Origin of the sequence: Rubritalea spongiae, from assembly GCF_042652385.1 — a bacterium.
GTDB classification, from domain to species: Bacteria; Verrucomicrobiota; Verrucomicrobiia; order Verrucomicrobiales; family Akkermansiaceae; genus Rubritalea; species Rubritalea spongiae.
In genome coordinates this window covers 226,273-248,670 of record NZ_JBHSJM010000001.1, presented here as the reverse complement: position 1 = coordinate 248,670, position 22,398 = coordinate 226,273, and the positions used below count along the sequence as shown (strand labels likewise).

General features: G+C 47.5%; 20 protein-coding genes. 13 read left to right on the top strand and 7 right to left on the bottom strand.

Annotated features, from left to right (window positions below):
- Positions 1-78 precede the first annotated feature (78 nt).
- Positions 79-690 carry an OmpH/Skp family outer membrane protein gene (locus ACFPK9_RS01395; RefSeq protein ID WP_377092721.1) on the bottom strand — a complete coding sequence of 204 codons (612 nt, stop codon included), beginning with the start codon at positions 688-690 and terminating at the stop codon, positions 79-81.
- Positions 691-820: 130 nt separating this feature from the next.
- On the opposite strand from ACFPK9_RS01395, the gene panC reads away from it, so the two are divergent.
- Both panC and nadB read left to right on the top strand, forming a co-directional pair.
- Positions 821-1,675: a pantoate--beta-alanine ligase gene (panC, locus tag ACFPK9_RS01390; RefSeq protein ID WP_377092720.1), complete on the top strand. Its 855-nt coding sequence runs from the start codon at positions 821-823 to the stop codon at positions 1,673-1,675.
- 9 nt (positions 1,676-1,684) lie between these two features.
- On the top strand, positions 1,685-3,307 hold the full coding sequence (gene nadB, locus ACFPK9_RS01385; RefSeq protein ID WP_377092719.1) for an L-aspartate oxidase: 1,623 nt from the start codon (positions 1,685-1,687) through the stop codon (positions 3,305-3,307).
- On the opposite strand, the gene nadE is transcribed toward nadB, so the two are convergent.
- Positions 3,304-5,262 (bottom strand): NAD(+) synthase, encoded by a 1,959-nt coding sequence (gene nadE, locus ACFPK9_RS01380; RefSeq protein WP_377092718.1) that lies wholly within the window; start codon positions 5,260-5,262, stop codon positions 3,304-3,306. The genes nadB and nadE overlap by 4 nt on opposite strands.
- A gap of 106 nt (positions 5,263-5,368) precedes the next feature.
- Between nadE and ACFPK9_RS01375 the strand changes: the two genes are divergently transcribed.
- Positions 5,369-5,881 carry a hypothetical protein gene (locus ACFPK9_RS01375; RefSeq protein WP_377092717.1) on the top strand — a complete coding sequence of 171 codons (513 nt, stop codon included), beginning with the start codon at positions 5,369-5,371 and terminating at the stop codon, positions 5,879-5,881.
- On the opposite strand, the gene cutA is transcribed toward ACFPK9_RS01375, so the two are convergent.
- Positions 5,878-6,201 carry a divalent-cation tolerance protein CutA gene (gene cutA, locus ACFPK9_RS01370; protein ID WP_377092716.1) on the bottom strand — a complete coding sequence of 108 codons (324 nt, stop codon included), beginning with the start codon at positions 6,199-6,201 and terminating at the stop codon, positions 5,878-5,880. The two genes, ACFPK9_RS01375 and cutA, sit on opposite strands and share 4 nt — an antisense overlap.
- A gap of 15 nt (positions 6,202-6,216) precedes the next feature.
- On the opposite strand from cutA, the gene ACFPK9_RS01365 reads away from it, so the two are divergent.
- The 10 genes from ACFPK9_RS01365 (at position 6,217) to ACFPK9_RS01320 (ending at position 18,219) form a co-directional block, all read left to right on the top strand.
- A complete protein-coding gene (locus tag ACFPK9_RS01365) occupies positions 6,217-7,395 on the top strand; it encodes a two-component system sensor histidine kinase NtrB (protein ID WP_377092715.1) in 1,179 nt (392 codons plus the stop codon).
- Between the two features lie 3 nt (positions 7,396-7,398).
- The gene (locus ACFPK9_RS01360; protein WP_377092714.1) at positions 7,399-8,823 is read left to right on the top strand and encodes a sigma-54-dependent transcriptional regulator; all 1,425 of its coding nucleotides are present in this window, start codon (positions 7,399-7,401) and stop codon (positions 8,821-8,823) included.
- Between the two features lie 14 nt (positions 8,824-8,837).
- Positions 8,838-10,589, top strand: a complete 1,752-nt coding sequence (locus ACFPK9_RS01355; protein ID WP_377092713.1) for an ArnT family glycosyltransferase — start codon at positions 8,838-8,840, stop codon at positions 10,587-10,589.
- 41 nt (positions 10,590-10,630) lie between these two features.
- Entirely contained in the window at positions 10,631-10,906 is a 276-nt protein-coding gene (gene xseB / locus ACFPK9_RS01350) for an exodeoxyribonuclease VII small subunit (protein WP_377092712.1), read from the top strand.
- On the top strand, positions 10,887-12,782 hold the full coding sequence (gene dxs / locus ACFPK9_RS01345) for a 1-deoxy-D-xylulose-5-phosphate synthase (protein ID WP_377092711.1): 1,896 nt from the start codon (positions 10,887-10,889) through the stop codon (positions 12,780-12,782). Before xseB ends, dxs begins: the two co-directional genes overlap by 20 nt.
- A gap of 101 nt (positions 12,783-12,883) precedes the next feature.
- Entirely contained in the window at positions 12,884-14,527 is a 1,644-nt protein-coding gene (dnaX, locus tag ACFPK9_RS01340; protein ID WP_377092710.1) for a DNA polymerase III subunit gamma/tau, read from the top strand.
- 23 nt (positions 14,528-14,550) lie between these two features.
- Positions 14,551-14,859, top strand: a complete 309-nt coding sequence (locus ACFPK9_RS01335; RefSeq protein WP_377092709.1) for a YbaB/EbfC family nucleoid-associated protein — start codon at positions 14,551-14,553, stop codon at positions 14,857-14,859.
- Positions 14,860-14,885: 26 nt separating this feature from the next.
- Positions 14,886-16,610, top strand: coding sequence for a DNA polymerase/3'-5' exonuclease PolX (gene polX / locus ACFPK9_RS01330; protein WP_377092708.1), 1,725 nt, complete (start codon positions 14,886-14,888; stop codon positions 16,608-16,610).
- A 20-nt stretch (positions 16,611-16,630) separates the two neighbouring features.
- A complete protein-coding gene (floA, locus tag ACFPK9_RS01325; RefSeq protein ID WP_377092707.1) occupies positions 16,631-17,668 on the top strand; it encodes a flotillin-like protein FloA in 1,038 nt (345 codons plus the stop codon).
- Positions 17,669-17,688: 20 nt separating this feature from the next.
- On the top strand, positions 17,689-18,219 hold the full coding sequence (locus tag ACFPK9_RS01320) for a hypothetical protein (protein ID WP_377092706.1): 531 nt from the start codon (positions 17,689-17,691) through the stop codon (positions 18,217-18,219).
- A gap of 102 nt (positions 18,220-18,321) precedes the next feature.
- Here ACFPK9_RS01320 and ACFPK9_RS01315 read toward each other — a convergent pair whose 3' ends face one another.
- From ACFPK9_RS01315 to ACFPK9_RS01300, 4 genes are all read right to left on the bottom strand, one after another.
- A complete protein-coding gene (locus ACFPK9_RS01315) occupies positions 18,322-18,789 on the bottom strand; it encodes a catalase (RefSeq protein ID WP_377092705.1) in 468 nt (155 codons plus the stop codon).
- Between the two features lie 30 nt (positions 18,790-18,819).
- The gene (locus tag ACFPK9_RS01310; RefSeq protein WP_377092704.1) at positions 18,820-19,332 is read right to left on the bottom strand and encodes a catalase family protein; all 513 of its coding nucleotides are present in this window, start codon (positions 19,330-19,332) and stop codon (positions 18,820-18,822) included.
- A gap of 209 nt (positions 19,333-19,541) precedes the next feature.
- Positions 19,542-20,321, bottom strand: a complete 780-nt coding sequence (gene proB / locus ACFPK9_RS01305) for a glutamate 5-kinase (RefSeq protein ID WP_377092703.1) — start codon at positions 20,319-20,321, stop codon at positions 19,542-19,544.
- A 965-nt stretch (positions 20,322-21,286) separates the two neighbouring features.
- A complete protein-coding gene (locus ACFPK9_RS01300; RefSeq protein ID WP_377092702.1) occupies positions 21,287-22,396 on the bottom strand; it encodes a hypothetical protein in 1,110 nt (369 codons plus the stop codon).
- Positions 22,397-22,398 lie beyond the last annotated feature (2 nt).

Genomic DNA, 22,398 nt, shown 5'->3' with positions numbered 1-22,398 from the left:
ATTATCTCTCCCCCAACACAAAGAAAGCGCCCACCTCGTCTCCAAGGGGGCGCTTAGTAAATTTAAAACTTAAAAAAACTACTCGCTAGCAGCTTCTTCTTTTTTCTCTTCTTCTGCAGGAGCATCAGCGTTGAGTCCCTCAAGGAGAACAGGAGTGACGTCGAACTTATCTTTAGTGAAAGCAAAGACTTCAGTGCGGGATGCGCTGCGTGCTGACTTGTCGATCACTAGGTCAAGATCTTGCTCGCGAGCGTAATCTGCGATCTTCTCTTGGATTTTTTCGATGATTGCACGTTGCTCTTCGGAAACTTGCTCACCGAGAGCTTTGTTCTGGCGCTGAAGCCACTGACGGCGCTCGTTGTCAGCTGCATTTCCTTCAGAAACTTTAAGCTTAATCTCACGCTCAAGTTCAAGGCGCTTCTTGTCACTGATAGTAGCATCACTGCGCTGCTTGCTGAGTTTTTCGATTTCAGTTTGTAGACCACGGATGTGCTCAAGGCGGCTCGCATTGTCTTTCTGGATACGCTCTTGGTCGACTTTAACCTGAGCTTGGACCTTCTTCGTCATGTGGTACTCATTGAAGAGTTTTTGCACATTTACAGATGCGATCTTGAGATCTTCAGCATTTACTGAAGAGAGGCCGATCATGGTTGCTGCTACAACGAGGAAGGATTTAAGAATTTTTTTCATATAAAACGGATAGTATGTTTAACGCTTGGCAAAAATGTGAACACCTTTCCCTGTCTCGTCAACGATCATCCCGATTCTTTTTTTACTTTATTCTTCTCCACCCAGCCTCCACCTTCCCGCCACCAGCATTATGGAAATTGCAAACACAGTAACAGAGCTTCTGTTAGCTAAGAAAAGGTTCCCCTTCCCGCCCGTACTCGTTCCCACGATGGGAGCTCTCCATCAAGGACATGTGGCGCTTATTAGAAAAGCGAGAGATATAGCGGGTCCCAATGGCTGTGTTGCGGTGTCGATTTTCGTAAACCCAATTCAGTTTAATAACCTTAACGACCTAGAAAATTACCCCAACAAGCTCGCGAACGATATTTCCATCTGCGAGACGGAGGGAGTTGATTTGCTATATACTCCTTCTACTGAGAGCCTTTATGCAGGTAATCGCTCGATAACCATAAACGAGAGTTCGCTCTCAGCACAACTTTGTGGCGCGGCTCGCCCCGGCCATTTTGATGGAGTTTGCACCGTTGTCGCTAAACTTTTTAACCTGTTTTCTCCTATCGATGCAGTCTTTGGAAAAAAAGACTACCAGCAACTCGCAATTATTAACCGTATGGTGCGCGATCTTAATTTTCAGACAGTAATTCATGGTGTTGACACTGTCAGAGAGCAAGATGGCCTCGCTCTATCGTCAAGAAACGTAAGGCTATCCGTTAAAGCTAGAACACAAGCACCAGTTTTACATAAAGCTCTTAAATCCGCCTGTGAGCTTCTTGAACGCGGTCAGAAAGATGTCGCAACCCTGCTTAAGCACGTGCGTGAACACATTTCCCAAAACGCACCACTTGCGAAAATCGATTACATAGAATGCGTAGATGCAGCCACGCTGCAGGCCGTAGACTTACTCAACCACAAGTCCATTATAGCTATCGCAGTATTTTTCGATGATGTTAGACTTATCGACAATGTCGAACTCAACCCAAACTATTAGAGAATAGCTATGCAATCAGACTTTCTTGTAATTGGCTCAGGTATCGCTGGCTTATCATTCGCCCTCAGAGCTGCCGAACACGGCACCGTTGTTATTCTCACTAAAGGTGAAGCGATAGACTCTAACACTGCTTGGGCTCAGGGTGGAATCTCAGCAGTCCTTAATCCCCCGCTTCGCTCGGATGGTGATAACTATGAAACACACATAAAAGATACCATCGATGCAGGCGCAGGCCTTTGTGATGAAGGTGTCGTGCGAGCGATCATTGAAGAAGGTGATGAAACGATTAAGGAGCTCGTCAGCCTAGGCGTAGTCTTCGATAAGGAACCTGATGATGACGACCGATTCGCCTTGGGAAACGAAGGCGGCCATTCCAAGCGTCGCGTCCTTCATTCCAAAGATACCACGGGCCACGCCATAGCTTCAGCTCTCATTCAAAAAGCGAAAGAACATCCGAATATTACTTTTCTGGAGCACCGATTTGCCATCGATATCATTACTACAGGGAAGCTGGGTGTCGTAACAGAAGATCGCGTTCTCGGCGCCTACGTCCTCGACGAACAGTCCGATGAAGTTGAAATTTTCCACTCTGATAGAATTGTTCTCGCTACTGGCGGCTGCGGCAAAGTGTACCTCTACACAACAAATCCCGACAGTTCAACTGGTGACGGACTAGCAATGGCCTGGAGAGCTGGAGCAACAATCTCTAATATGGAGTTTGTTCAATTCCACCCAACTTGTTTCTATAACCCTGCAGCGCGTGGAGCTAAGGCACGTTCATTCTTAGTGTCCGAAGCTGTCCGTGGCGAAGGCGGAAAGCTGATAAATGCCAAAGGAGAGGAATTTACTCTGGATCATGATCCTCGTGGCTCGCTAGCGCCGCGTGACATCGTGGCCCGAGCGATTGACCACGAAATCAAAAAGACTGGCGCGAGCTGCGTCTATCTCGATGTCACACACAAACCAAAAGGGTTCATGAAGGAGAGATTTCCTAACATCTATCGAACACTGTTAGGCTTTGGTTTGGATTGTGAGAAAGAACCGATCCCCGTCGTTCCTGCTGCGCACTACCAATGTGGTGGTGTCAATACAGACGCCAATGGCAAAACCACCATCCGCGGACTCTTCGCAGTAGGTGAAGTAGCCTGCACTGGTCTCCATGGAGCTAATCGCCTCGCATCTAACTCTCTTCTCGAAGGTAATGTGGTGGCTCGTCGAGCGCTTGATGCGATGATGAAAAGTTACCCCCCATCTAGCCCGTCCCCGTCTTCTCCAAAAATCCCAGAATGGCACATCGGAGATGCGACGCGCATTGATGAACAAGTACTAATTTCACACAACTGGGATGAGATTCGCCGATTAATGTGGAATTACGTCTCAATTGTCAGAACTGATAATCGTCTCCTCAGAGCTGCACACCGCTTGCGCAATTTACGTAAAGAGGTACGAGAATTCTATTGGGGCTTCAAAGTGAACTCTGACATTCTCGAGCTTCGAAACCTCGTCACCGTGGCGGCACTCGTTGTGGATTGTGCAATACGGAGAAAGGAGTCGCGAGGAATTCACTACACTCTCGACTATCCTGAACGTGACGAGAAGTACTGCAAGGACACTGAGCTGCGCCGATTTTAAGATTCTTCGAGCTCTCGGAGCTCAGCTGCGAACCCTCCAGATAAAATCGGAAACCGGCACCAAGTCTTCGGATCTAGATTTTTGTCATCCACGTGGAAAGATGGCGCATAGCGTTCACGCTTCCATTGGTTGCGGCACCACAATCTGAAAAACTTGACCACCCAAGCCTTTAGTTGTGAATAACTATATCTCTCACCAAATTCATCAGCAATTAAAGTCAGGGTGTCTTTAGGGGAGCGTTTATCTCGAATTGTCGCTTTCTCGATCGCTTCTAATACTGGATATGGCATGAGATCAGATTCATCTGTTTGCCCTTGATCGCTCGGTCTGAGTTCAGCTGTTGGTTGTAGACTATTGACGTAATGCAAAGCTGGGATGGTTCCCACTTCGTCGCTCCCAACAGCCTCTAACCACACTAGCCACTCACGGAGAAATGCTTTATCAATCCCCCCCACTGGACTTAAACCACCAGAGGTATCGCCATCCATAGTAGCGTAACCCACTGCTGCTTCAGAACGATTACTCGTTGCCAACAAAAGTGCATTGCGCACATTCGCTAACATCCAAATCCCAGGAGCTCTTACTCGCGCTTGAATATTTTGCAGAGGAATGTCGTCAGACTCCCAAGTGAGTTGTCGACCCAATCCGCCACTGACCATTTGTGTGTAGCCATCCACTAGCTTTCCGATTGACCACGATTGGTATTCAGCGCCTATAGCGACAGCCAACTTTTGGGCGCTTTGCTCAGTCGCGTCGCCGCTATTTTCTGAGGCTTGGTAAACGCAGGCTAAGATAACTTTCATCCATTCTGCTGACTCAGCAGGAAGCGCCATGTACGCTAGGCGATCGCGCACACCACTTTCGCCTAACTCTTTCACCGCAAGTTGAATCGCTATAAATACTAAACAGCTCACAGCGGACGAGTCAGCCCCACCGCTGAGTGAAACCACAAAGCCGCGAGAATAGCTCTTCCGCATATAATCAAAGAGAGCGAGTCCTAATGTGTGTGTAAATTCTTCTTCTTTAGAGTAAGTGCAATGTTGGGCGAGACTTGTAGGAGCTCTATCGCTCAATGCAACTTCCCATTTCACAGTCACCAATCCGGGATGCGGCTTCACTTCTACTCTGCGACTAGCTGTGCTAGCCACCCTTGAGCGATTTAACTCGATATCGACATGAGCTGAGGAGAGTACGTGATCCTTGAAGCTAAATCTCTTTCCACTAGCCACCAGATCGCCACAATTTGAGATGAGCGGTCCACCATCAAACACGACTCTGCCCGACTCGTTTCCTAACAAGTTAGCGTAGAGGTAGACGCAACCACATGATCTTGCGCCTTCGTTGATAAAGCGTTCCCGCAATTTTTGTTTGCCAAATGCGAAATGGCTCGCACTTGGATTGAATAAAAAGTCGATACCATATGCTGCTAGTTTCGAGCCAGGTCGTGTCGCTGACCACGCATCTTCACAAATTTCAAAACCAAATCTCACTCCGCCAATATCGAACATTAGATCCCCCATCGGGATTTCTTTTCCAAGGCAGCGAGTAGTAACTACTTCACCTTGCGGCCATTCTGAGAACCAGCGCGGTTCATAGTGTAAACCATCGCCCGCAAGGTGTTGCTTCCCGACAAGCCCAACCACTTCACCATCCACGATGACTGCCGCGGTGTTAAATAATGTGTGGTGGTGGCGCCAAGGAAGTCCAACGCTGAGGATGATATCATTCGCATACTTAGCAAGTTCACCCAACATCCATTCAGCGCGCTCGGCAGTGTTCGGCATTAAAAAGGCATCCTCACAGCCGTAACCAGTAAGTGAAAGCTCAGGCAAACAAAGGATCTGAACACCCTCAGACTTTGCTTGATCAATAATGGCTAGAATGCGACTGAGGTTCCCCTCCCAGTCGAGCGGAGTTTGGTTAACGCTACCTGCGGCTACGTGGATAGTCTTCATAGAATGCTGATGAATCCAGCATCACACATGCATTCTTGCTCGTCCACCCTCGACTAACAAAAAGTACAATCTTGATATTTTTACACCATCTACCTATTTACCTCCTATGGAATCTTACGAAATTTTGCGAAATGCCTTTAAAGAGACCTCTCCGAAGGTCGTTGCTTCTGAACTAGGTGTCTCCCTCTCCCTCGTTTATAAATGGTCTCAGGATCAATCCGATACTGGATCGGGGAGTCGAAACCCGATCGATCGCGTCGTTAATATTTACGAGCTCACCCAACACCAAGGCATCATCGAGCATCTGGCTGAACGCTGCGGGGGGTATTTTGTGCGCAACCCTGAGAGTCATTGCCAGAAAGGATTCCAATACCTACCTGCTACGAATGCTATCGTAGGCCAGTTTTCAAACCTTCTGACACGTATTTCCACTGCCGCGCTCGATAACTCAATTACCAGCGATGAAGCTGAAGAAATTCGACAAGTTTGGGATCAACTCAAAGGTTACGCTGAAGGTTTTGTGCGTTGTTGCGAAGAAGGCGACTTCGAAATTATGCATGAACGCCCAGATACTCCTCAAAATACAGCTCTCGAAGAACCGAAGCAAACACTCTATTAATGGTTCCCCTCGGTGATATCTCGCACCCAGTTGAGGTAGGCTTCCGCACCACCGTCGACACCAGTGTAAATGATTTCAGCATTTTCGTATGGGTGTAACTCTTTTAATACTGCCTCTAGTTGATCGTAGCGTCTCCGAGAGGTTTTCATAATCGCTAGGTACTCCTCGTCTTGCTGTACTTCACCACCCCATTGGTAAATTGATTCCATCTTGGGTAATAGATTCATGCAAGCAACGAGTTGCTTTTCCACTAACTGTGTGCCAATCTGTCGCGCACATTCCCTCGTCGGAAAAGTGCATAATACAATGATAACCTCCATTTCAGCTAAGCTTACATGAAAGACGGCTTCCTCGACAAGCTCATCAAACGACTCGATCGATTTTCTCCTAGCGAGGTGCAAAATCTCGTGAGTCGCCTAGTACGAGAAAAAGGCTTCTTAGAAAATGTCTTCGAAGCTCTGCGCGAAGGTGTCCTTATTCTCTCGCCAGAAGGCGTCATTACCTTTGCCAATAGAGCAGTCCAAGAGATGTTTGGCCTCACCAATCAGGCGCTTGGGCAACACATTAACTCCGCAATACGAGGATTCGACTGGAGTGCTGTAGCAAAGCCTGAAAGCACCACAAATAGAGATATGGAGGTGTTTTACCCTGAACACCTTACACTCAATTTTTACATATCACCATTAAATGGTTACATCGCCAAAAACGATGAACATTTAGGCTATGTGATGCTCGTTAGAGACATTACCAAATCAAAAAAAGAAGCCGAGGAAATGCTAGAGAGTGAAAAGCTCAATGCTCTCACCTTATTAGCCGCTGGCGTCGCTCACGAAATTGGTAATCCACTTAATTCTTTAGATATTCATCTCCAGTTAATGCAGCGGAAATTGCGCAAACTACCAAAAGGAGATCAAGATGAACTCGGCGCCTTATTAGCCACTGCTCAAGGTGAAATTCACAGGCTCGACTCCATTCTCAAACAATTCCTACACGCAGTGCGCCCCACTGCCCCAGAGCGAAGTAAGGTACACCTTCACGATGCGTTAGCCACCACGCTCAACACACTCAAAGCGGAGCTTGAAAGCAAGCACGCGAAAATCATTCTTGGGCTAGCAGAAAGCACTCCTCTCTTGGAGCTTGATTCCACTCAGATTCAGCAAGCTCTATACAATCTCATCAGAAATGCTGCGCAATCACTTCCTGCATCTGGCGGCACCATCCTCATTCATTCAGACGTTGATGAAAACGAAGTCACCCTGAGCATCAGCGACAATGGCTCAGGGATTTCACCGGAAGACATGGGCTCACTTTATGAACCCTACCGAACCACTAAAAAATCTGGCACAGGTCTCGGTTTGATCGTTGTGAGGAGAATTATTCGTGAGCACGGTGGCGAGCTCGAGGTGCAAAGCGAAGTCGGTGAAGGCACCACAGTGACCATTCACTTCCCGCGCAACGAGAATCAACTAAAGCTGCTCCCCGTCGCATCACCCACAATCGAAATTGAAAGTTAACTTATGGAGCCCACTGTTCTCATTGTAGATGACGAAAAATCCACCCGCGATGGCTTGCGCATGGCACTGGAAGATTCATTTGATTGCTACGTCGCATCGGATATCCGGGAAGCTATGAATGTTCTCAAATCTGAGAAGATTGATGTGCTCCTTACAGATCTCAGGATGGGCGGCGACAGCGGCATGGATTTACTTGAAAAGGCACTCAAGCTGAGTAATCCGCCAATTGCTATCATGATGACAGCCTACGGCTCCGTCGACACTGCAGTAGAAGCAATGCGCCGTGGAGCTTGGCATTTCGTCACCAAGCCTCTCAACTTAGATGAGGTGGAATTGCTCATCAAACGTGCGCTCAGAAATAAAACGCTAGAAGCTAGTAATAAAAAGCTAGAGAGCGAAAACCAAGAGCTGCGTCAAAAAGTAAGCAAACAATCACACGGGCTCGAGCGCCTCATCGGAAAATCGCCAGCAATGGCGCAAATTCACAGTATGATCACTCAGATTGCACCGACCAAAGCCACGGTTCTTGTCGAAGGTGAATCAGGCACCGGTAAAGAGCTAGTCGCCGGCGCGATCCATAGCCTTAGTGGGCGTCCTAAGGAAAAAATTATCACCGTCAACTGCGCAGCCCTTTCACCTCAACTGCTAGAAAGTGAGCTTTTTGGCCATGAAAAAGGAGCATTCACAGGCGCGACTCAGCGTAGAATCGGGCGCTTCGAGCAAGCGAATGGCGGCACGATTTTCCTCGATGAAATCGGTGAGATCGACCAGACCACTCAAGTGAAGCTCCTGCGCGTTCTTTCCGAGCGCACTCTCGAGCGAGTGGGATCAAACATCCCGATAAAAATCGATGTGCGCGTCATTACCGCCACTAATAAAAATTTAGCAAAAATGGTCTCCAAGGGAGACTTCCGAGAAGACCTCTTCTTCCGGCTCAATGTCGTTAAAGTCACTATCCCTCCGCTGCGCGAACGAAAAGAAGACATTATCTTGCTCGCTCATTCCTTCCTCAAGGAATTCTCAAAAGAAAACAACAAGCAGATCAACTCATTCTCTGAAAATGCTTTACAGCTCATCCAGAATTACAATTGGCCGGGCAATGTGCGCGAACTCCGCACCGCAGTCGAACACGGTGTCGTGATGTGCAATGGCGACCAAATAGAGGCGGCACAACTCCCTCTTAACGTGCAATCTGGCGCATCATTACTTCACCTAGAAGCCCAACCTTCGAGGAACTCTTCTGATGAATTTAACCCTTCTGAAGAAAACACCCTTGCGCCACCCCAAGAATTCAACTTGCATGCTCTGGAAAGTGTGACAATCCGACAAGCACTCGCTCACACGAATAATAATCGTACAGCGGCAGCTGAATTGCTCGGCATCAGCCGTCGTACTCTTCAAAGAAAACTCAAAGATTTAGGTATCTAATAACACCCTCTAGAATGACTCCATCATCCAGCCAATTTGATTCAGGAACCTTTTTTAGGCGCTCCATTTTCGCAGTTCTCTTGATCGGCATTTTCCTGCTCAACACTACCTTCAACTTCAAAGGGCTCACCCACTCTGGCGGCATTGATCAAGCGCAAGTCGCTCGAGAAGTTGCCAAAGGAAATGGCCTAACGACCCAGTTTGTTCGGCCACTCGCTATTCAGCAGCTCATTGATAATCAAAAGGAAGTCAACCTGGAGCACATGTTTGAGACCTACCATTCTCCACTCAATATTCTTGTCTACGCTGGAATATTGAAAATGGTGGGTGGCGACGACCCTACAAATTACCTCATGCAAGCAGACGATGGATTCTACTTTTTAGATCAAGTCATTGCTATGACTTGCGCCACGTTTTTCATCATATCCATCGGAGTAAATTACTTATTGATCAGCAGAATCTTTGACAAGAAGGTCGCCTCTGTAGTGGCTATCATCATGCTCTTTTCCGAGTACATGTGGCAGGTCACTCATAGCGGCCTCCCGCAAATGTTGATGCTCACTCTGTTTTCCACAGCGATGTATCTATCGTGGAGAGCTGTCGAAGCACAAGAAGCTGAGCGTTCACCTCTCGTTCCTGCGCTACTTTCCGGATTTTTCTTCGGTCTGTTAGCGTTAACTCATTGGATGACACTATGGATCTTCATTGGTTACTTCATTTTTGCCACTTTCTATTTTAGACCGCGCGGAGTCATCGCTGTAGCCTTATTGGCTATCATCAGTATATTCATTTGTGGCCCACTCATCTTTTACTACAAACACACCGGTCAATTGTTAGGAACTGCATTCCACGCTATTCACGGCACAGAATCTGTCTTCCGTATTATGGAAACTCCTGGTTTCAACGTGAAAGGCTTACTCGGCACCACTGCCAATGAAGCACTGCTACAAGCTTCGAATATTCACAATTACTTGGGCGGACTAATCATTGCTCCAGCTTTCTTTATCGCCTTGCTGCACCCATTTCGGCGTTCTAGCATCTCCCTCTTCCGTTGGAATATTCTAGTAATGTGGATCTTTGCCGCGATCGGTATGGCCATCTACGGCTTGCGCAATAATGCGATTGATGCCAACCAGCTGCACATGCTCTTTGCTCCATTAATGATGGCCTACGCTGTTGCAATGATGAGCATCATCTGGTCGCGTTGCGAGTTAAGTAAACAGCCAGGGCTTCTTGGTAATCTCCACTTCGTAGTAATCATTCTAGTTACTGCAGCGCCAATGATTCTAACGGTTAAAAACCTTGATAAAGCCAGCGTGCGCAATGCTTCAGTCGCAGGCATTCACGCCTTTAGCCTTAATAAAACTCTAGCAGAGAATACGGACGAGACCGACATTATTGTCTCTGATCAACCATGGGCAGTCGCTTGGTATGCTAACCGTCACGCTATCTGGACGCCGACCAGCTACGCCAATCTCGAAAAAGTAGAAGAGCTCGCTCAATTAGCCAATCCGATCTCCGGCATCCATGCATCAAGTATGAGCTACCGTGGTGCAGACATCCGCAGCACATGGATTAATCAGCGTGACCTCACGCCTCTTTCCTACTCGGTGTGGTTTAGCTTTTTTACTAACTCGAATAGCTACCTTTACCAAAACAACACAGAGATAAACGCCCTAATTAATCCACAAACTGGTCGCTATCCAAAACCAGTCTACCTCTCAGGTTTACTAGAGCCTAGCGTTTATTACACAACGCAAGATTAAGGTGACATCCATACCACACTCGTTAAATCCTCACACATTTCATGCCTAAAAAACCACACAACTTTGAAGCCTCAATGGAGGAACTCGACTCCATCGTCGAACAAATGGAGTCGGACCAACTCCCTCTCGAAGAGCTCATTAGTCACTATGAACGTGGCGCTAAGCTTTTAAAAGAATGCGAATCCGCGCTCTCAGTTGCTAAAAAGCGACTTGAAACTATCAAAAAAGGTGACACCAAGGGCGCCGACGCATCTAACCAGCGTTCAGCAAACAGCACTCCATCATCCTCAGACGACGATGAAATCAGACTCTTCTAACATCTCCGAGCCGCTCCCGCGCCTCCTCTCCACCATCAACGAACCTGGTGACCTCAAGAAACTGCATCGTACAGATTTACCTGAATTGGCTCAGGAGATTCGTGATGTCCTAATCTCACGTCTATCTGTCACTGGTGGTCACTTGGGGCCCAACTTAGGTGTTGTCGAGCTATCGATCGCTCTTCACTACGTTTTTAACTCACCTACTGACAAGTTTACTTTCGATGTCTCTCACCAAGGGTACGTCCATAAAATGCTCACCGGCCGTGCGAAGGATATTCACACGATCCGTACGTATGAGGGATTGAACGGGTTTCTACTGCGCACCGAATCCGAACACGATTGCTACGGGGCAGGACATGCAGGCACCGCTGTTTCCGCTGCACTAGGAATGGCTGCTGCGCGTGATTTAGCAGGCAGAGATAATGAAGTTGTCGCCGTCGCTGGTGACGCAGCTTTCACCTGCGGGACCACACTCGAGGCGCTGAACAACATTTCAGACGCTACAAAAAAATTCATCGTCGTTCTCAATGACAATGAGTGGTCGATTGACAGAAATGTTGGAGCCCTCGCTCGTCATTTCAATAGTCTTCAAACGAGCTCCACCTATTCATCCGTCCGTAGCAAAACGGCAGACATCCTTGAGAAAATTGGCGGCATGAGCGCTCGCAAACTCGCACACAAGCTTGAGCAAGGCGCCAAAAACTTACTCGCCCCTAGCGTTCTCTTTGAAAAGTTCGGTATCCGCTACTTTGGTCCGATCGATGGTCACAACATTGAAACCCTCATTGACACTTTCGAATATTTGAAAGCTCAAGAGGAACCAGTCGTCCTTCACATTATCACTGAAAAAGGTCGAGGCTACAAACCTGCTCTCAGTAATCCAGGAAAATTTCATGGACTTGGAGCCTACAAAGTTGAAGACGGATCCACTGCCGCCTCAGACCTGCCTACCTATTCAGAAATCTTCGGCCGAACACTCACAAACTTCGCCAAGAAAGACGAAAAGATCACCGCTATCACCGCAGCTATGCCTGGTGGTACTAAACTCGACATCTTCAAAAAAGAAGTGAACGAGCGCTATTTCGATGTTGGTATCGCTGAGGAGCACGCAGCTCTGTTCGCCTGCGGCCAAGCCTGTGAAGGCTTCCGTCCATTCCTCACCATCTATTCCACCTTCATGCAGCGCGCTTATGACATGATCATTCATGACATCGCGCTTCAAAACCTCCCTGTGAGACTCTGCATGGATCGCGCAGGATTGTCTGGTGACGATGGTCCGACCCACCACGGACTTTTCGATATCGGCTACCTTCGCGTCGTGCCTGACATCATCCATATGCAGCCAAAAGACGAAGAAGAATTCGTCGACATGCTGTGGACCATGGCAAATTACGACGATGGTCCAACAGCTATCCGCTATCCGCGTGGTGCTGGCACCGGTGCTTCACCTAAGGCTGAACCAAAGCTTCTCACCATCGGCGAAGCAGAACTCGTGCAAGAAGGTTCAGATGTCTGCCTCATCGGTCTCGGTCATCTCTTCGAAATGGCTGAAGAAGTAAAAGACGCGCTCGAGTCCCAAGGATACTCCGTTACTCTCATCAACCCTCGCTGGATCAAGCCTCTCGACGCAAAACTCATTACCGAGCAAGCAGCGAAATGTAAGATCGTCTGCACCTTCGAAGATCATGTTCTCCCTAACGGATTTGGTGCAAGCATCATCGAGTTGCTCGCTGACGCAGATATCAACACCAAAGTCGAACGCATCGGCTGGCCGGATAAGTTTGTCGAACACGGCAAAGTCCCGATTCTACGGGAACTTCACGGTGTCACTTCTGAAAATGCCCTCCAGCTGATCAGTAAACATCTCAGCTAACACCCATTCTCTTAAAGGCGTACATTGTGCGCCTTTTTTGTTGCCCTTTTTTCACCGATTTTTCCATTGGCATTTTAGATTCCACGTCTAGTCTCACAGCTGTGAGTTATCAGGTATTCGCTAGAAAGTATCGCCCTAAGACATTCAACGACGTCCTTGGCCAGGATCACGTGATCCAAACCCTGCGCAATGCAATCGACCAAAATCGACTCGCTCACGCCTACCTCTTTGTCGGGCCACGAGGCACAGGAAAAACATCCACTGCCCGTATCCTATCAAAGGCGCTTAATGCCCCAGACGGACCCAGCATCGACTTCGATCCCGATTCAGACATCGCTCAAGAAATTGCCGAAGGCCGATCACTCGACGTCCTTGAAATCGATGGTGCCTCTAACAATGGTGTAGAGCAAGTCCGTGATCTGCGTGACAATGTCCGTTTCGCCCCCTCTCGCTGTCGTTACAAGATTTACTACATTGATGAGGTTCACATGCTCACCACTGCAGCGTTCAATGCTCTGCTTAAAACCCTTGAGGAACCACCCGAGCATGTGAAATTTATCTTCGCGACCACTGAACCTAACAAGATCCTCCCGACTATTATTTCCCGCTGTCAGCGCTTTGATCTGCGCCCTATCAGCACTCAAACCATCGCTGACCACCTCGCCTACATCGCAACTAACGAAGGCGTCACTCTAGATCCTGCCGCTGCCTGGGCTGTCGCAAAAGGTGCCGATGGCGGCATGCGCGATGCCCAATCGATGCTCGACCAACTCGTTGCATTTTGCGGCAATCACGTCACTGAACCCGATGTTTTAGACGTCTTCGGCTTCACTTCTCGCGAAACTGTCGCAGGACTCACACAGAGTATCCTCAAGAAAGAGACCTCTGCCGCCTTAAACATTCTCAACGAGCAAGCGAAAGCTGGCAAGGAGCTCAGCCAATTGTTAGACGATACCATCAGCTGCCTTCGCGCATTGCTGGTAGCAAAAGTAGATCCACAAGCTGGTAGCGACGGAATCCCGCAAAACCTTTGGGAAACACTCACCGATGTTAGTAAAGGTGTTCAAACTGACCGTTTACTCAACCTCGTTGACATCTTCGCCGACACTGAAGCTCGCATGAAATGGGCAAGTAACAGAAAGCTCCATTTCGAAATTGGTATCATCAAATCCATTCAGTCACTCAATGACGCGCGCATTAGTGATGTCATCTCAGCACTCGCCGGTGCAGGCACACTCAGCCCCGAGCAGCTTCCCACGGAGGTCCCTGCTTCCGAAGAAGTTACTAACAAAGAAACTGCTCCAGCGCCAGAAGTCGAACCGGGCAAAGAGCCTGAAGCTAAACCAGAGCCGGTCATAGAGCAACCTGAACCAGTCGCTCCACATGCTGAAGAAAAAGTAGAAATTGCGGAGCCACAAGCTGAACTCGTTCAAGAACCACCAGTTTCCGCCAGTACTCAGCCAGCGCAACAGACCTCTCCACCGCCGCTAGAAAAACGCAGCGTATCCGACACCATTTCTGGCCTAGACAGCCTCATTGAGACGGCCCCAGAGCAATCAGAGGCTCCACCAATCATCGATCCAACCGCTCAGAAATCTGAAGCGCTCCCAAAAACTGAAACAAAAAAAGAAGCTAAAGCAGAGGACGACGAGTCGCCTCCTGAATTCGATGAAGAAGAATTTTATAAAGATCCTCTCATTGTGAGCGCCTTAGAAATTTTCGAAGCTACTCTTAAACCCGCTTAACCAACTCAAATACATTTTTCATTATGGATATTAACAAACTCATGAAACAGGCCCAGCAAATGCAAGCTGGGATGCAGAAAGCACAAGAAGAACTCGCTAACCAAACTGTCGAAGCATCTGTCGGAGGTGGTAAAGTCACAGTCGTCGCTACCGGAGCTGGCGAAGTAAAAGACATCAAAATCGACCCATCCATCGTCGATCCTGAAGATGTAGAATTCCTTCAAGAACTCGTCCTCAAAGGTGTCCAAGAAGCCATCACCAAAGGCAAGGAAATGGCCACTGGCGAAATGTCCAAACTCACAGGCGGTCTCAACATCCCAGGCCTCAGTTAAATCACCTTATTCAAAACTCAGCACACATGACACGCGAAGACATCGCAGACGTGCTAGACAACATCGCCCTTCTGCTCGAGCTGAAGGGCGAAAATGTTTTTAAGACTCGCGCCTACAAAAATGGTGCAGAGATCGTACGTTCACACGATGAAGATATTGTCCAGCTCGCCAAGAATGATCAGTTAGAGAACATCGCTGGCATCGGAAAGGCGCTGCAGGAGAAAATTCATGAACTCGCTACGACGGGTAAACTTGAATTTTACGAAAATTTAAGAGCTGAGTTTCCACCCACTCTTTTCGAGCTATTCGACATCCAAGGGCTGGGGCCGAAGAAAATCAAAGCCCTCTACGACAAACTCGACATCGACTCCATCACTTCCCTAAAAGAAGCCTGCGAAACTGGCTCCATCAGCGAACTTCGTGGCTTTGGCACGAAGACTGTCGAGAAACTCCTCGCTGCTATTGAGTTGCGCGAAAAATTTGCCTCGCACTTCCGTCTCGGCGACGTCGCAGTCATGGCTGAAGTGCTGCTAGAATCCGTTAGGAATCACCCAGCAACGCTACGTTGTTGCCACGCTGGATCCTACCGACGCTCGAAAGAAATCCTACACGACATCGACATTCTAGTCGCCACGGACAGACCTGCGGAACTCACCAAGTATTTCTCAGAGCTCGACGAAGTAGAAGAGATCATTGCTTGCGGTGACACCAAGGCATCGATTCGACTCGAAAATGGCCTGCAAGCGGACTTGCGAGCAGTTTCTAACAAAGCTTTCCCTTTCGCCCTACAATATTTTAGCGGCAGCAAAGAACACAATGTCGTCCTGCGCCAACGTGCGCTCAAGCGTGGTTGGTCGCTTAATGAATACGATTTCACAGTCAAAGAAGGCGCCGAAGAACCTCCGCCTATCAATGATGAATCGGATATCTACAAAGCACTTCAACTAGACTTCATCCCGCCCGAGTTGCGCGAAAACCGTGGTGAGTTCGAAGCCGCAGAAAATGGTCAGATTCCACGCCTTGTAGAACTCGAAAACCTACGCGGAACCTTTCATAACCACACAACAGCATCCGATGGTCGCAATAGTCTCGAAGAAATGGCCGAAGCCGCTATCGACTTAGGACTCGAGTATCTAGGTATTGCAGACCACTCGAAAGCTTCATTCCAAGCAAACGGCCTCTATCCAGAGCGCTTGCTAAAGCAAATTGAGGAAATTAAAAAACTCAACCAACAATGGGACGGCAGCTTCCGCCTCCTCGCTGGCTCAGAAGTCGATATTTTGAAAGACGGCTCACTGGATTTCAGTGACGACATTCTCTCACAGTTAGACTACGTCGTCGCTTCAGTCCACAACGCTTTCACACTTCCTGAAAAGGAAATGACCGCACGTATCATCAAGGCAATGGAGAACCCGCATGTTACCATGTTAGGGCATCTCACGGGACGACTGCTCCTTCGTAGAGAGGCCTACGCTGTCAATGTGGATAAGATTATCGACTGTGCTGCAGAAACAGGAACGATTATTGAACTCAATTGTAATCCGCGTAGACTCGACATGGATTGGCGCCATTGGCACAAAGCAAAAGACAAAGGTGTGAAATGTGCTATCAATCCAGACGCTCACAGAGTAGAACAATTACAATTCTTGGCCTTCGGTGTTAGATTAGCTCGCAAAGGCTGGCTCACTAAAAACGATGTCATCAACACCAAAACGCTTCCTGACGTTCTCAATTTCCTAAACATCCAATAAAAATCTAACCAACACTCTTCATGTTTACTCAATCACTTGCTCAAACCTCGATAGAGGGCCCAAGCTTCGTCACACTCATCATCGCGGGTGTACTTCTCCTCTTTGGCCTCATTTTCTTTTACCTCATTCTCAAGTTCTTCAAGACTTGGCTGCGCGCTCGCCTCTCACAAGCACCCGTCGCATTTGGAGCACTAATCGGAATGTGGCTCAGAAAAGTTCCCTTCCCACTCATTGTCGATAGCCGCATTACAGCTGTCAAAGCTGGCTTAAACTACAGTACTGATTTATTGGAAGCGCACTACCTTGCAGGTGGTGACGTCGCAGACGTCGTCCTCTCACTGATTGCCGCAGACAAAGCTGGGATCAGCCTCCCCTTCGAACGTGCTTGCGCAATCGACCTCGCAACCAAAGATACCGGTAAGACAGTACTCGAAGCGGTCCGCACTTCCATCAATCCGAAAGTGATTGATTGCCCTACTCCGACCAATGGAATCAACAAGATCACCGCAGTCGCTAAAGACGGTATCGCAGTGAACGCTAGAGCGCGTGTCACAGTGAGAACCAACCTCGACGGCTTTGTGGGCGGTGCTACAGAAGAAACCATCATTGCCCGTGTCGGCGAAGGTATCGTAACTTCCGTGGGTTCAGCTGAATCCTATAAAGCCGTTCTCGAAAACCCCGACTCCATTTCTAAATTAGTTCTCTCTAAGGGAGTCGATTCCTCTACTGCATTTGAAATTCTCTCCATTGATATTGCTGACATCGATGTCGCCGACAACATTGGTGCACGGCTCCAAGCAGAACAAGCTGAAGCCGACAAGCAGATCGCCCAAGCGAAAGCTGAAGTACGTCGCGCAGCCGCAGTGGCCGAAGAACAAGAGATGTCAGCTCGCACGCAAGAAATGAAAGCGAAAGTCGTCGAAGCTGAAGCGCAAATCCCGATGGCTATTGCTGAAGCATTTCGCAACGGCAACCTAGGTGTCATGGACTACGCGAAGTACCAGAATATCAACTCTGATACAAAAATGCGTGATTCTCTCTCCGACGGCGAAGAATAAGTCTAACCGACTCAACTAATATGCCTTTTTACGAACTACTTGCACAGGATGATGGATTTCCAGTTCAGGGAATCCTATTCCTAGTTATTGCTATCTTCAGCTTCCTCAAGTGGCTCTACGAAAACATCGTTCAAAAAGGCAAAAGTCAAGAATCTGAATCTAATGATCTAGAAGATCTCTACGATCAATACCGTGACGAGATTAGACAACGTCAATCACAGTCACATCAACAGCCTCCTCTCATCGAGGAGAGCAGCTACTCTCCTCCGCCTCTTCCAACTCAATCCTCGCAATCAGCATCACCTTCTAAGAAAACGGACAGCTCAACTCCCCCGCAAGGTTCACCACAACACATGCAGCAGGAGATCGAGCGCCTGCGGCTTAAAAAAGAGCGCGCAGCCTACAATGTCGATTTTCCTAGCCCCAATAATGACTTCAAAAAGAATCGGCCCGTCACCGGACTCCGCGCGGAACTTCAAAAAAAGAACTCTTTGCGCAAGGCGATTCTTCTCCGCGAAATCATCGGACCTCCAAAAGCTCTGCAGGATTAGTGCTATAAAAATCTCTTGAGAGTCTTCGTGGCTCATGTGAGCATCGTTGAATCAGCCTAGGAGTTTGTTCGTCAATAGGGGCAAGACTTAGCTTATAAGACATTAAAGTAACCGTGAGAAGTCTTCCTCACTCGGTTCATTAATAGGGACTTCGTTCATACCATGGCGAAATTGAGACATCGCCTCATAAGCTCTCAAGCGGGCATAGTTAATCTCGCCAATCGGTTGATGAACATTGAGACAATGCGCCGGCGAGTACGACAAATTCTCTCCGAACTCAAAGCGCTCCTGCGTTCCCACAGCTTGCTTTGGAAGTGTGAGCGTAGCCACTTTAATGTATGGACTGTCTGACTCTTTCCAAATTTGCATATTGTCCTTCAGAGAAGTCGTTTTATCGTTCTTAAAAAACTGCACGCAAAAATCAAAGCTCGCTTCACCGGCCTTCAGATGGCTTTGTATATTCTGAGACAAATAAGAATCTGTCAGCGGCTTGGGCTTGTTGCTCTTCCTTGCTGAAGTCGGAATAAGCGTGTATTTTACATACTGATCCCCGAGCTTATAGGGCGTCATACTCCAGTATTGAATATCTAACAAACTCGTCTAATTTTTGAAAGATTGAGCCACGTACGAAATTGTCTTGTATTGGCCAGTCTTAAGCAGGAGCCACAAAACAGCAAACATCCTCTTCTCAATAAACAGCTTCGCAGCTGGAACAAAGCATTTCAAGTTAGCGAAGAAAAACGCCGGCCAAGAAATCAAGATGAAGTCCTGCGTCGCCAGTTCTTTATTAAATTTCACAAACCTCTCACCATCAACACCAAGCAGTTTAATCGCCATACCTCGAGCGTCTTTCTTCTTATCCGCCTGTGGGCTCGGGCTGGAATGTGAGGCGCGCACGAAAGCTTTGTAAATCCGTGGTTTAGCAAACACACCGATACGGCATTCTTCTGGGAGATTAGGCTCAACCCGAAACTCTGCCGTCATTAACCCTACTGTCTTAGAATGTGCCGAGCGTGTATAGAGACCTTCAGCTTCTTGACGGTTTTTGCCAGACTGCATAATTTCTATGAGTTTTTCTGTTAGCCTTAATTGCTCATCACTCACCTCTTCCATGCCTAACAAAACATTACCAAATTAGTCTGTGTGGCAATCAAAATCAGCTGTGCCGACTAACTCAAATTGCCCCACTTATCCCATCATCTCAATAGAGCTTGGAGGTGAACCGTAGAATATAGCAGCGCCCCCCCAGTATATAAAAACACCTCCGCAGAGCAAATGTTACAGATGCTCTCGGAGGTGGATCTAAAGTTAAGAAAAAACGTTTAGCGAGTTTCTACTTTTCGACTAAACAAACTTCCTTTTTCGTGAACGCCTTCTAACACAAATTGGTGAATCGTTGTGAGGTCGTAACCACTACAAAGGAACATCTGACGATTCCTGTTCATCAAGTATTGAGCCGCCTTAAGTTTTGTTACGATGCCACCTGTCGCAAACTTATTGTTAGGAGTATGTTCTTCAGTAAGTTTGTCTGGGTCGATCGAATGCACATCCTTGATGATCTTAGCTTTAGGGTTCTTTGACGGGTTGTCGTCATAATACCCATCAATATCACTAAGCAGTACTAACAAATCTGAGTTAGTGTAATGCGTGATGTGCGAGGAAAGTTGGTCGTTGTCACCGAAAAGCTGGTCTTCCGTCGTTGAAATATCATTCTCGTTTACAATCGGGAGAATTCCGTTTGCCAAAGTTGTCTCAATAATCTGTTGGAAAATAACAGTATGCACTCTGGAATCGAAATCTTCCTCTGTGAGAAGAATCTGTGAAATGCTGATGTCGAAAATATCAAACATCCTCTTGTAGTTACTCATGAGGATTGGTTGTCCTACGGATGCCAAAACCTTCTTACTGATGTCTCTCTTACGATCCAACTGCAAGGCGGTGTAACCAGCTGAGACTGCACCAGAAGTCACAAGAATCACCTCATGTGTCTTTTTAAACTCTGCAATCAGTGAAACTAAGTTGAGCATACGCTCTTTAGCGATATGGTTTGCTTCAGTAATAACTCCACTGCCGACTTTAATAACGATCCGTTTTTTCTTCATTTATAGGTATCCTATGACGAGCTTCCGTCTCGCGGTTCCTCGTCTATAAAAGCTCTTTCAGCTTTTTTATTTATCCAGGCGCCATCGCCTGTTGCTCCGCTTACTAGCACGATTCTCCCACTATTCCAATGGAAATCCTGTTACTCAATTACACCTAACAAGAAACAACTCATTCAATAATAGCTGGTTACATTTGTTATTTTAGACTTAAAATAGAGGCTCTTCATTAAAGATTGGGGACATGAGGCAAATCAGCCAACATGCCCCCTATGCTTAATAAGCTAAATATAGGTCTGAAGGGTTACCCCCCTTCAAGTCCAACATAATCATACATACACCATTCAGGTAAAGCTGCAGTCTCAGCTCGAGCCGCTGCGACGCTCCATTTACAAGTTTCATGATCAAGGCTTGTGTTCTAAAACATTAGCCAAAACTAAATGAATAGGACAGGCTGCCGTAAGTAGGATTTACACTCAGTTCTCAGCTCTTAAAGCCAAAGAACGCCTCTTAGAGTGCAGCCCTCAGGTTCTTGGCATCGATGAACACATCTTGCACAAAGCTCAGCGCTTTAGTACCACGCTCTGTGATCTGAAGAACCACAGTGGTGGAGGGGCGTAGCAAATCTAAACTCGAAACATACTTCACCCACAGTTAAAAAGCTATCGAGGTGGTCTAGCTGCTATGCGCATACGTCCTGAACGTCTCAGCTCTAAACAAAAGCGAACTCTACGTGAATTATTCAATACCTCTCCAACCCTCAAACACGTCCAACGACGAGCATACGGATTTAGAAGCTTCGAAAACTACAGATTACGCGTGATCGCTCAATGCGGCTAGCCAACACAATAAACTAAAAAACATGCCTCTCCGCAAAATTTGGTGTAGACTGTAGCCGGCCATCCTACTTTAGAAAATGGGACAGAGGTTTTGGAAAACTACCCTGCAGCCCCCCTGCAAATACTCTACTACACTAGTGCATCATTTAGGTCAATCCAAGGCGCACCATGATATGGACGGTAGCGTAAGATTCTAAAATCGTAGCGATCCGCACTTCGTGCCGTGTACGATCGCACCTCACTAGCGTCCGTCACTTCATCCACTGGAAGGTTAATCTCTAAGTAGTTGCTAGCATCAGTCTCCGTCTCAACTCCCGTACCAGACCACTCCACTATTTGTCTATCCACCTCCACCCAAGTTCCAGCGTTCTCATAATTTTTGTAAAATCCATACTCCACCTCAAACCATGAGTTCTTGAAACCAGAGAGAACATCCCGCTCATACCCTAGAAGAACACGGTACTTATCCAGTCTCACGCTATATAGGTCACCGGTATAAGCGTCCTCACTGGCCGACACTCCGTAGAAGAATGCAACCTTATTGGATAAAGAAACCGAACTCAGGGCATCCCACTCTGGATCTAGCGAGAACACTGCCTCCAGAGTAGAATCGTCCACCACCTCGCTCAAAGTAATACCCCCTGACTCATCACTGCCGTCCGCAGCTTTGTAATCATCAGCACTTACGTCGAAATCATTAAATCTATAATCCCAATGATCCCAAAAGCTGCCATTCAAATCCACATTACATCCCGCATAATAATAGCTCTGAATATCGAAAGCACTCAGCACCCCGCTATCAGAATTTGAACCCCTATACTCATACTCATTATGAGTATTTACCTCGCAAGTACTAAAATAGTAGGTGGTATGAGTAAAATCGCTGTAATGATTAGAACTCATACTAAACGATCCATCTGCATCACCCTCTGAACCATCGAAATCCTTCCCCACTGTGCCAAACGTCGGCTCTGATTCTGTGGTACTATTGTAGTTCGCCGTAATATTGGTATCTGTGACGCGAGTAGGTCCGCAGCTATTGCTTTCCTCGGAATCTTCCACATCTGAATAACTCAGCCCCACCACACACTTCATGTACAAGTGCTGGTTTTGAAAACCTCTCACCACATCCACCTCGCCTGCCACTACTTCTTCTTGAAATATAAACCCCAAGCTTGGAGCGCCTATCTCACAGCACTCCATCCACGCCCCTTTTTCATTGTCTATAAAATTCCCCATCG

Bases quoted from the DNA above. Each gene is read 5' to 3' on its own strand.
- ACFPK9_RS01365 (WP_377092715.1), top strand. From the start codon at position 6,217: ATGAAAGACGGCTTCCTCGACAAGCTCATCAAACGACTCGATCGATTT.
- dxs (WP_377092711.1), top strand. From the start codon at position 10,887: ATGAAATCAGACTCTTCTAACATCTCCGAGCCGCTCCCGCGCCTCCTC.
- nadE (WP_377092718.1), bottom strand. From the start codon at position 5,262: ATGAAGACTATCCACGTAGCCGCAGGTAGCGTTAACCAAACTCCGCTC.
- ACFPK9_RS01310 (WP_377092704.1), bottom strand. From the start codon at position 19,332: ATGGAAGAGGTGAGTGATGAGCAATTAAGGCTAACAGAAAAACTCATA.
- xseB (WP_377092712.1), top strand. From the start codon at position 10,631: ATGCCTAAAAAACCACACAACTTTGAAGCCTCAATGGAGGAACTCGAC.
- ACFPK9_RS01360 (WP_377092714.1), top strand. From the start codon at position 7,399: ATGGAGCCCACTGTTCTCATTGTAGATGACGAAAAATCCACCCGCGAT.
- ACFPK9_RS01395 (WP_377092721.1), bottom strand. From the start codon at position 690: ATGAAAAAAATTCTTAAATCCTTCCTCGTTGTAGCAGCAACCATGATC.
- ACFPK9_RS01375 (WP_377092717.1), top strand. From the start codon at position 5,369: ATGGAATCTTACGAAATTTTGCGAAATGCCTTTAAAGAGACCTCTCCG.
- nadB (WP_377092719.1), top strand. From the start codon at position 1,685: ATGCAATCAGACTTTCTTGTAATTGGCTCAGGTATCGCTGGCTTATCA.
- proB (WP_377092703.1), bottom strand. From the start codon at position 20,321: ATGAAGAAAAAACGGATCGTTATTAAAGTCGGCAGTGGAGTTATTACT.
- ACFPK9_RS01300 (WP_377092702.1), bottom strand. From the start codon at position 22,396: ATGGGGAATTTTATAGACAATGAAAAAGGGGCGTGGATGGAGTGCTGT.
- ACFPK9_RS01355 (WP_377092713.1), top strand. From the start codon at position 8,838: ATGACTCCATCATCCAGCCAATTTGATTCAGGAACCTTTTTTAGGCGC.
- ACFPK9_RS01335 (WP_377092709.1), top strand. From the start codon at position 14,551: ATGGATATTAACAAACTCATGAAACAGGCCCAGCAAATGCAAGCTGGG.
- ACFPK9_RS01315 (WP_377092705.1), bottom strand. From the start codon at position 18,789: ATGACGCCCTATAAGCTCGGGGATCAGTATGTAAAATACACGCTTATT.
- floA (WP_377092707.1), top strand. From the start codon at position 16,631: ATGTTTACTCAATCACTTGCTCAAACCTCGATAGAGGGCCCAAGCTTC.
- cutA (WP_377092716.1), bottom strand. From the start codon at position 6,201: ATGGAGGTTATCATTGTATTATGCACTTTTCCGACGAGGGAATGTGCG.
- polX (WP_377092708.1), top strand. From the start codon at position 14,886: ATGACACGCGAAGACATCGCAGACGTGCTAGACAACATCGCCCTTCTG.
- panC (WP_377092720.1), top strand. From the start codon at position 821: ATGGAAATTGCAAACACAGTAACAGAGCTTCTGTTAGCTAAGAAAAGG.
- ACFPK9_RS01320 (WP_377092706.1), top strand. From the start codon at position 17,689: ATGCCTTTTTACGAACTACTTGCACAGGATGATGGATTTCCAGTTCAG.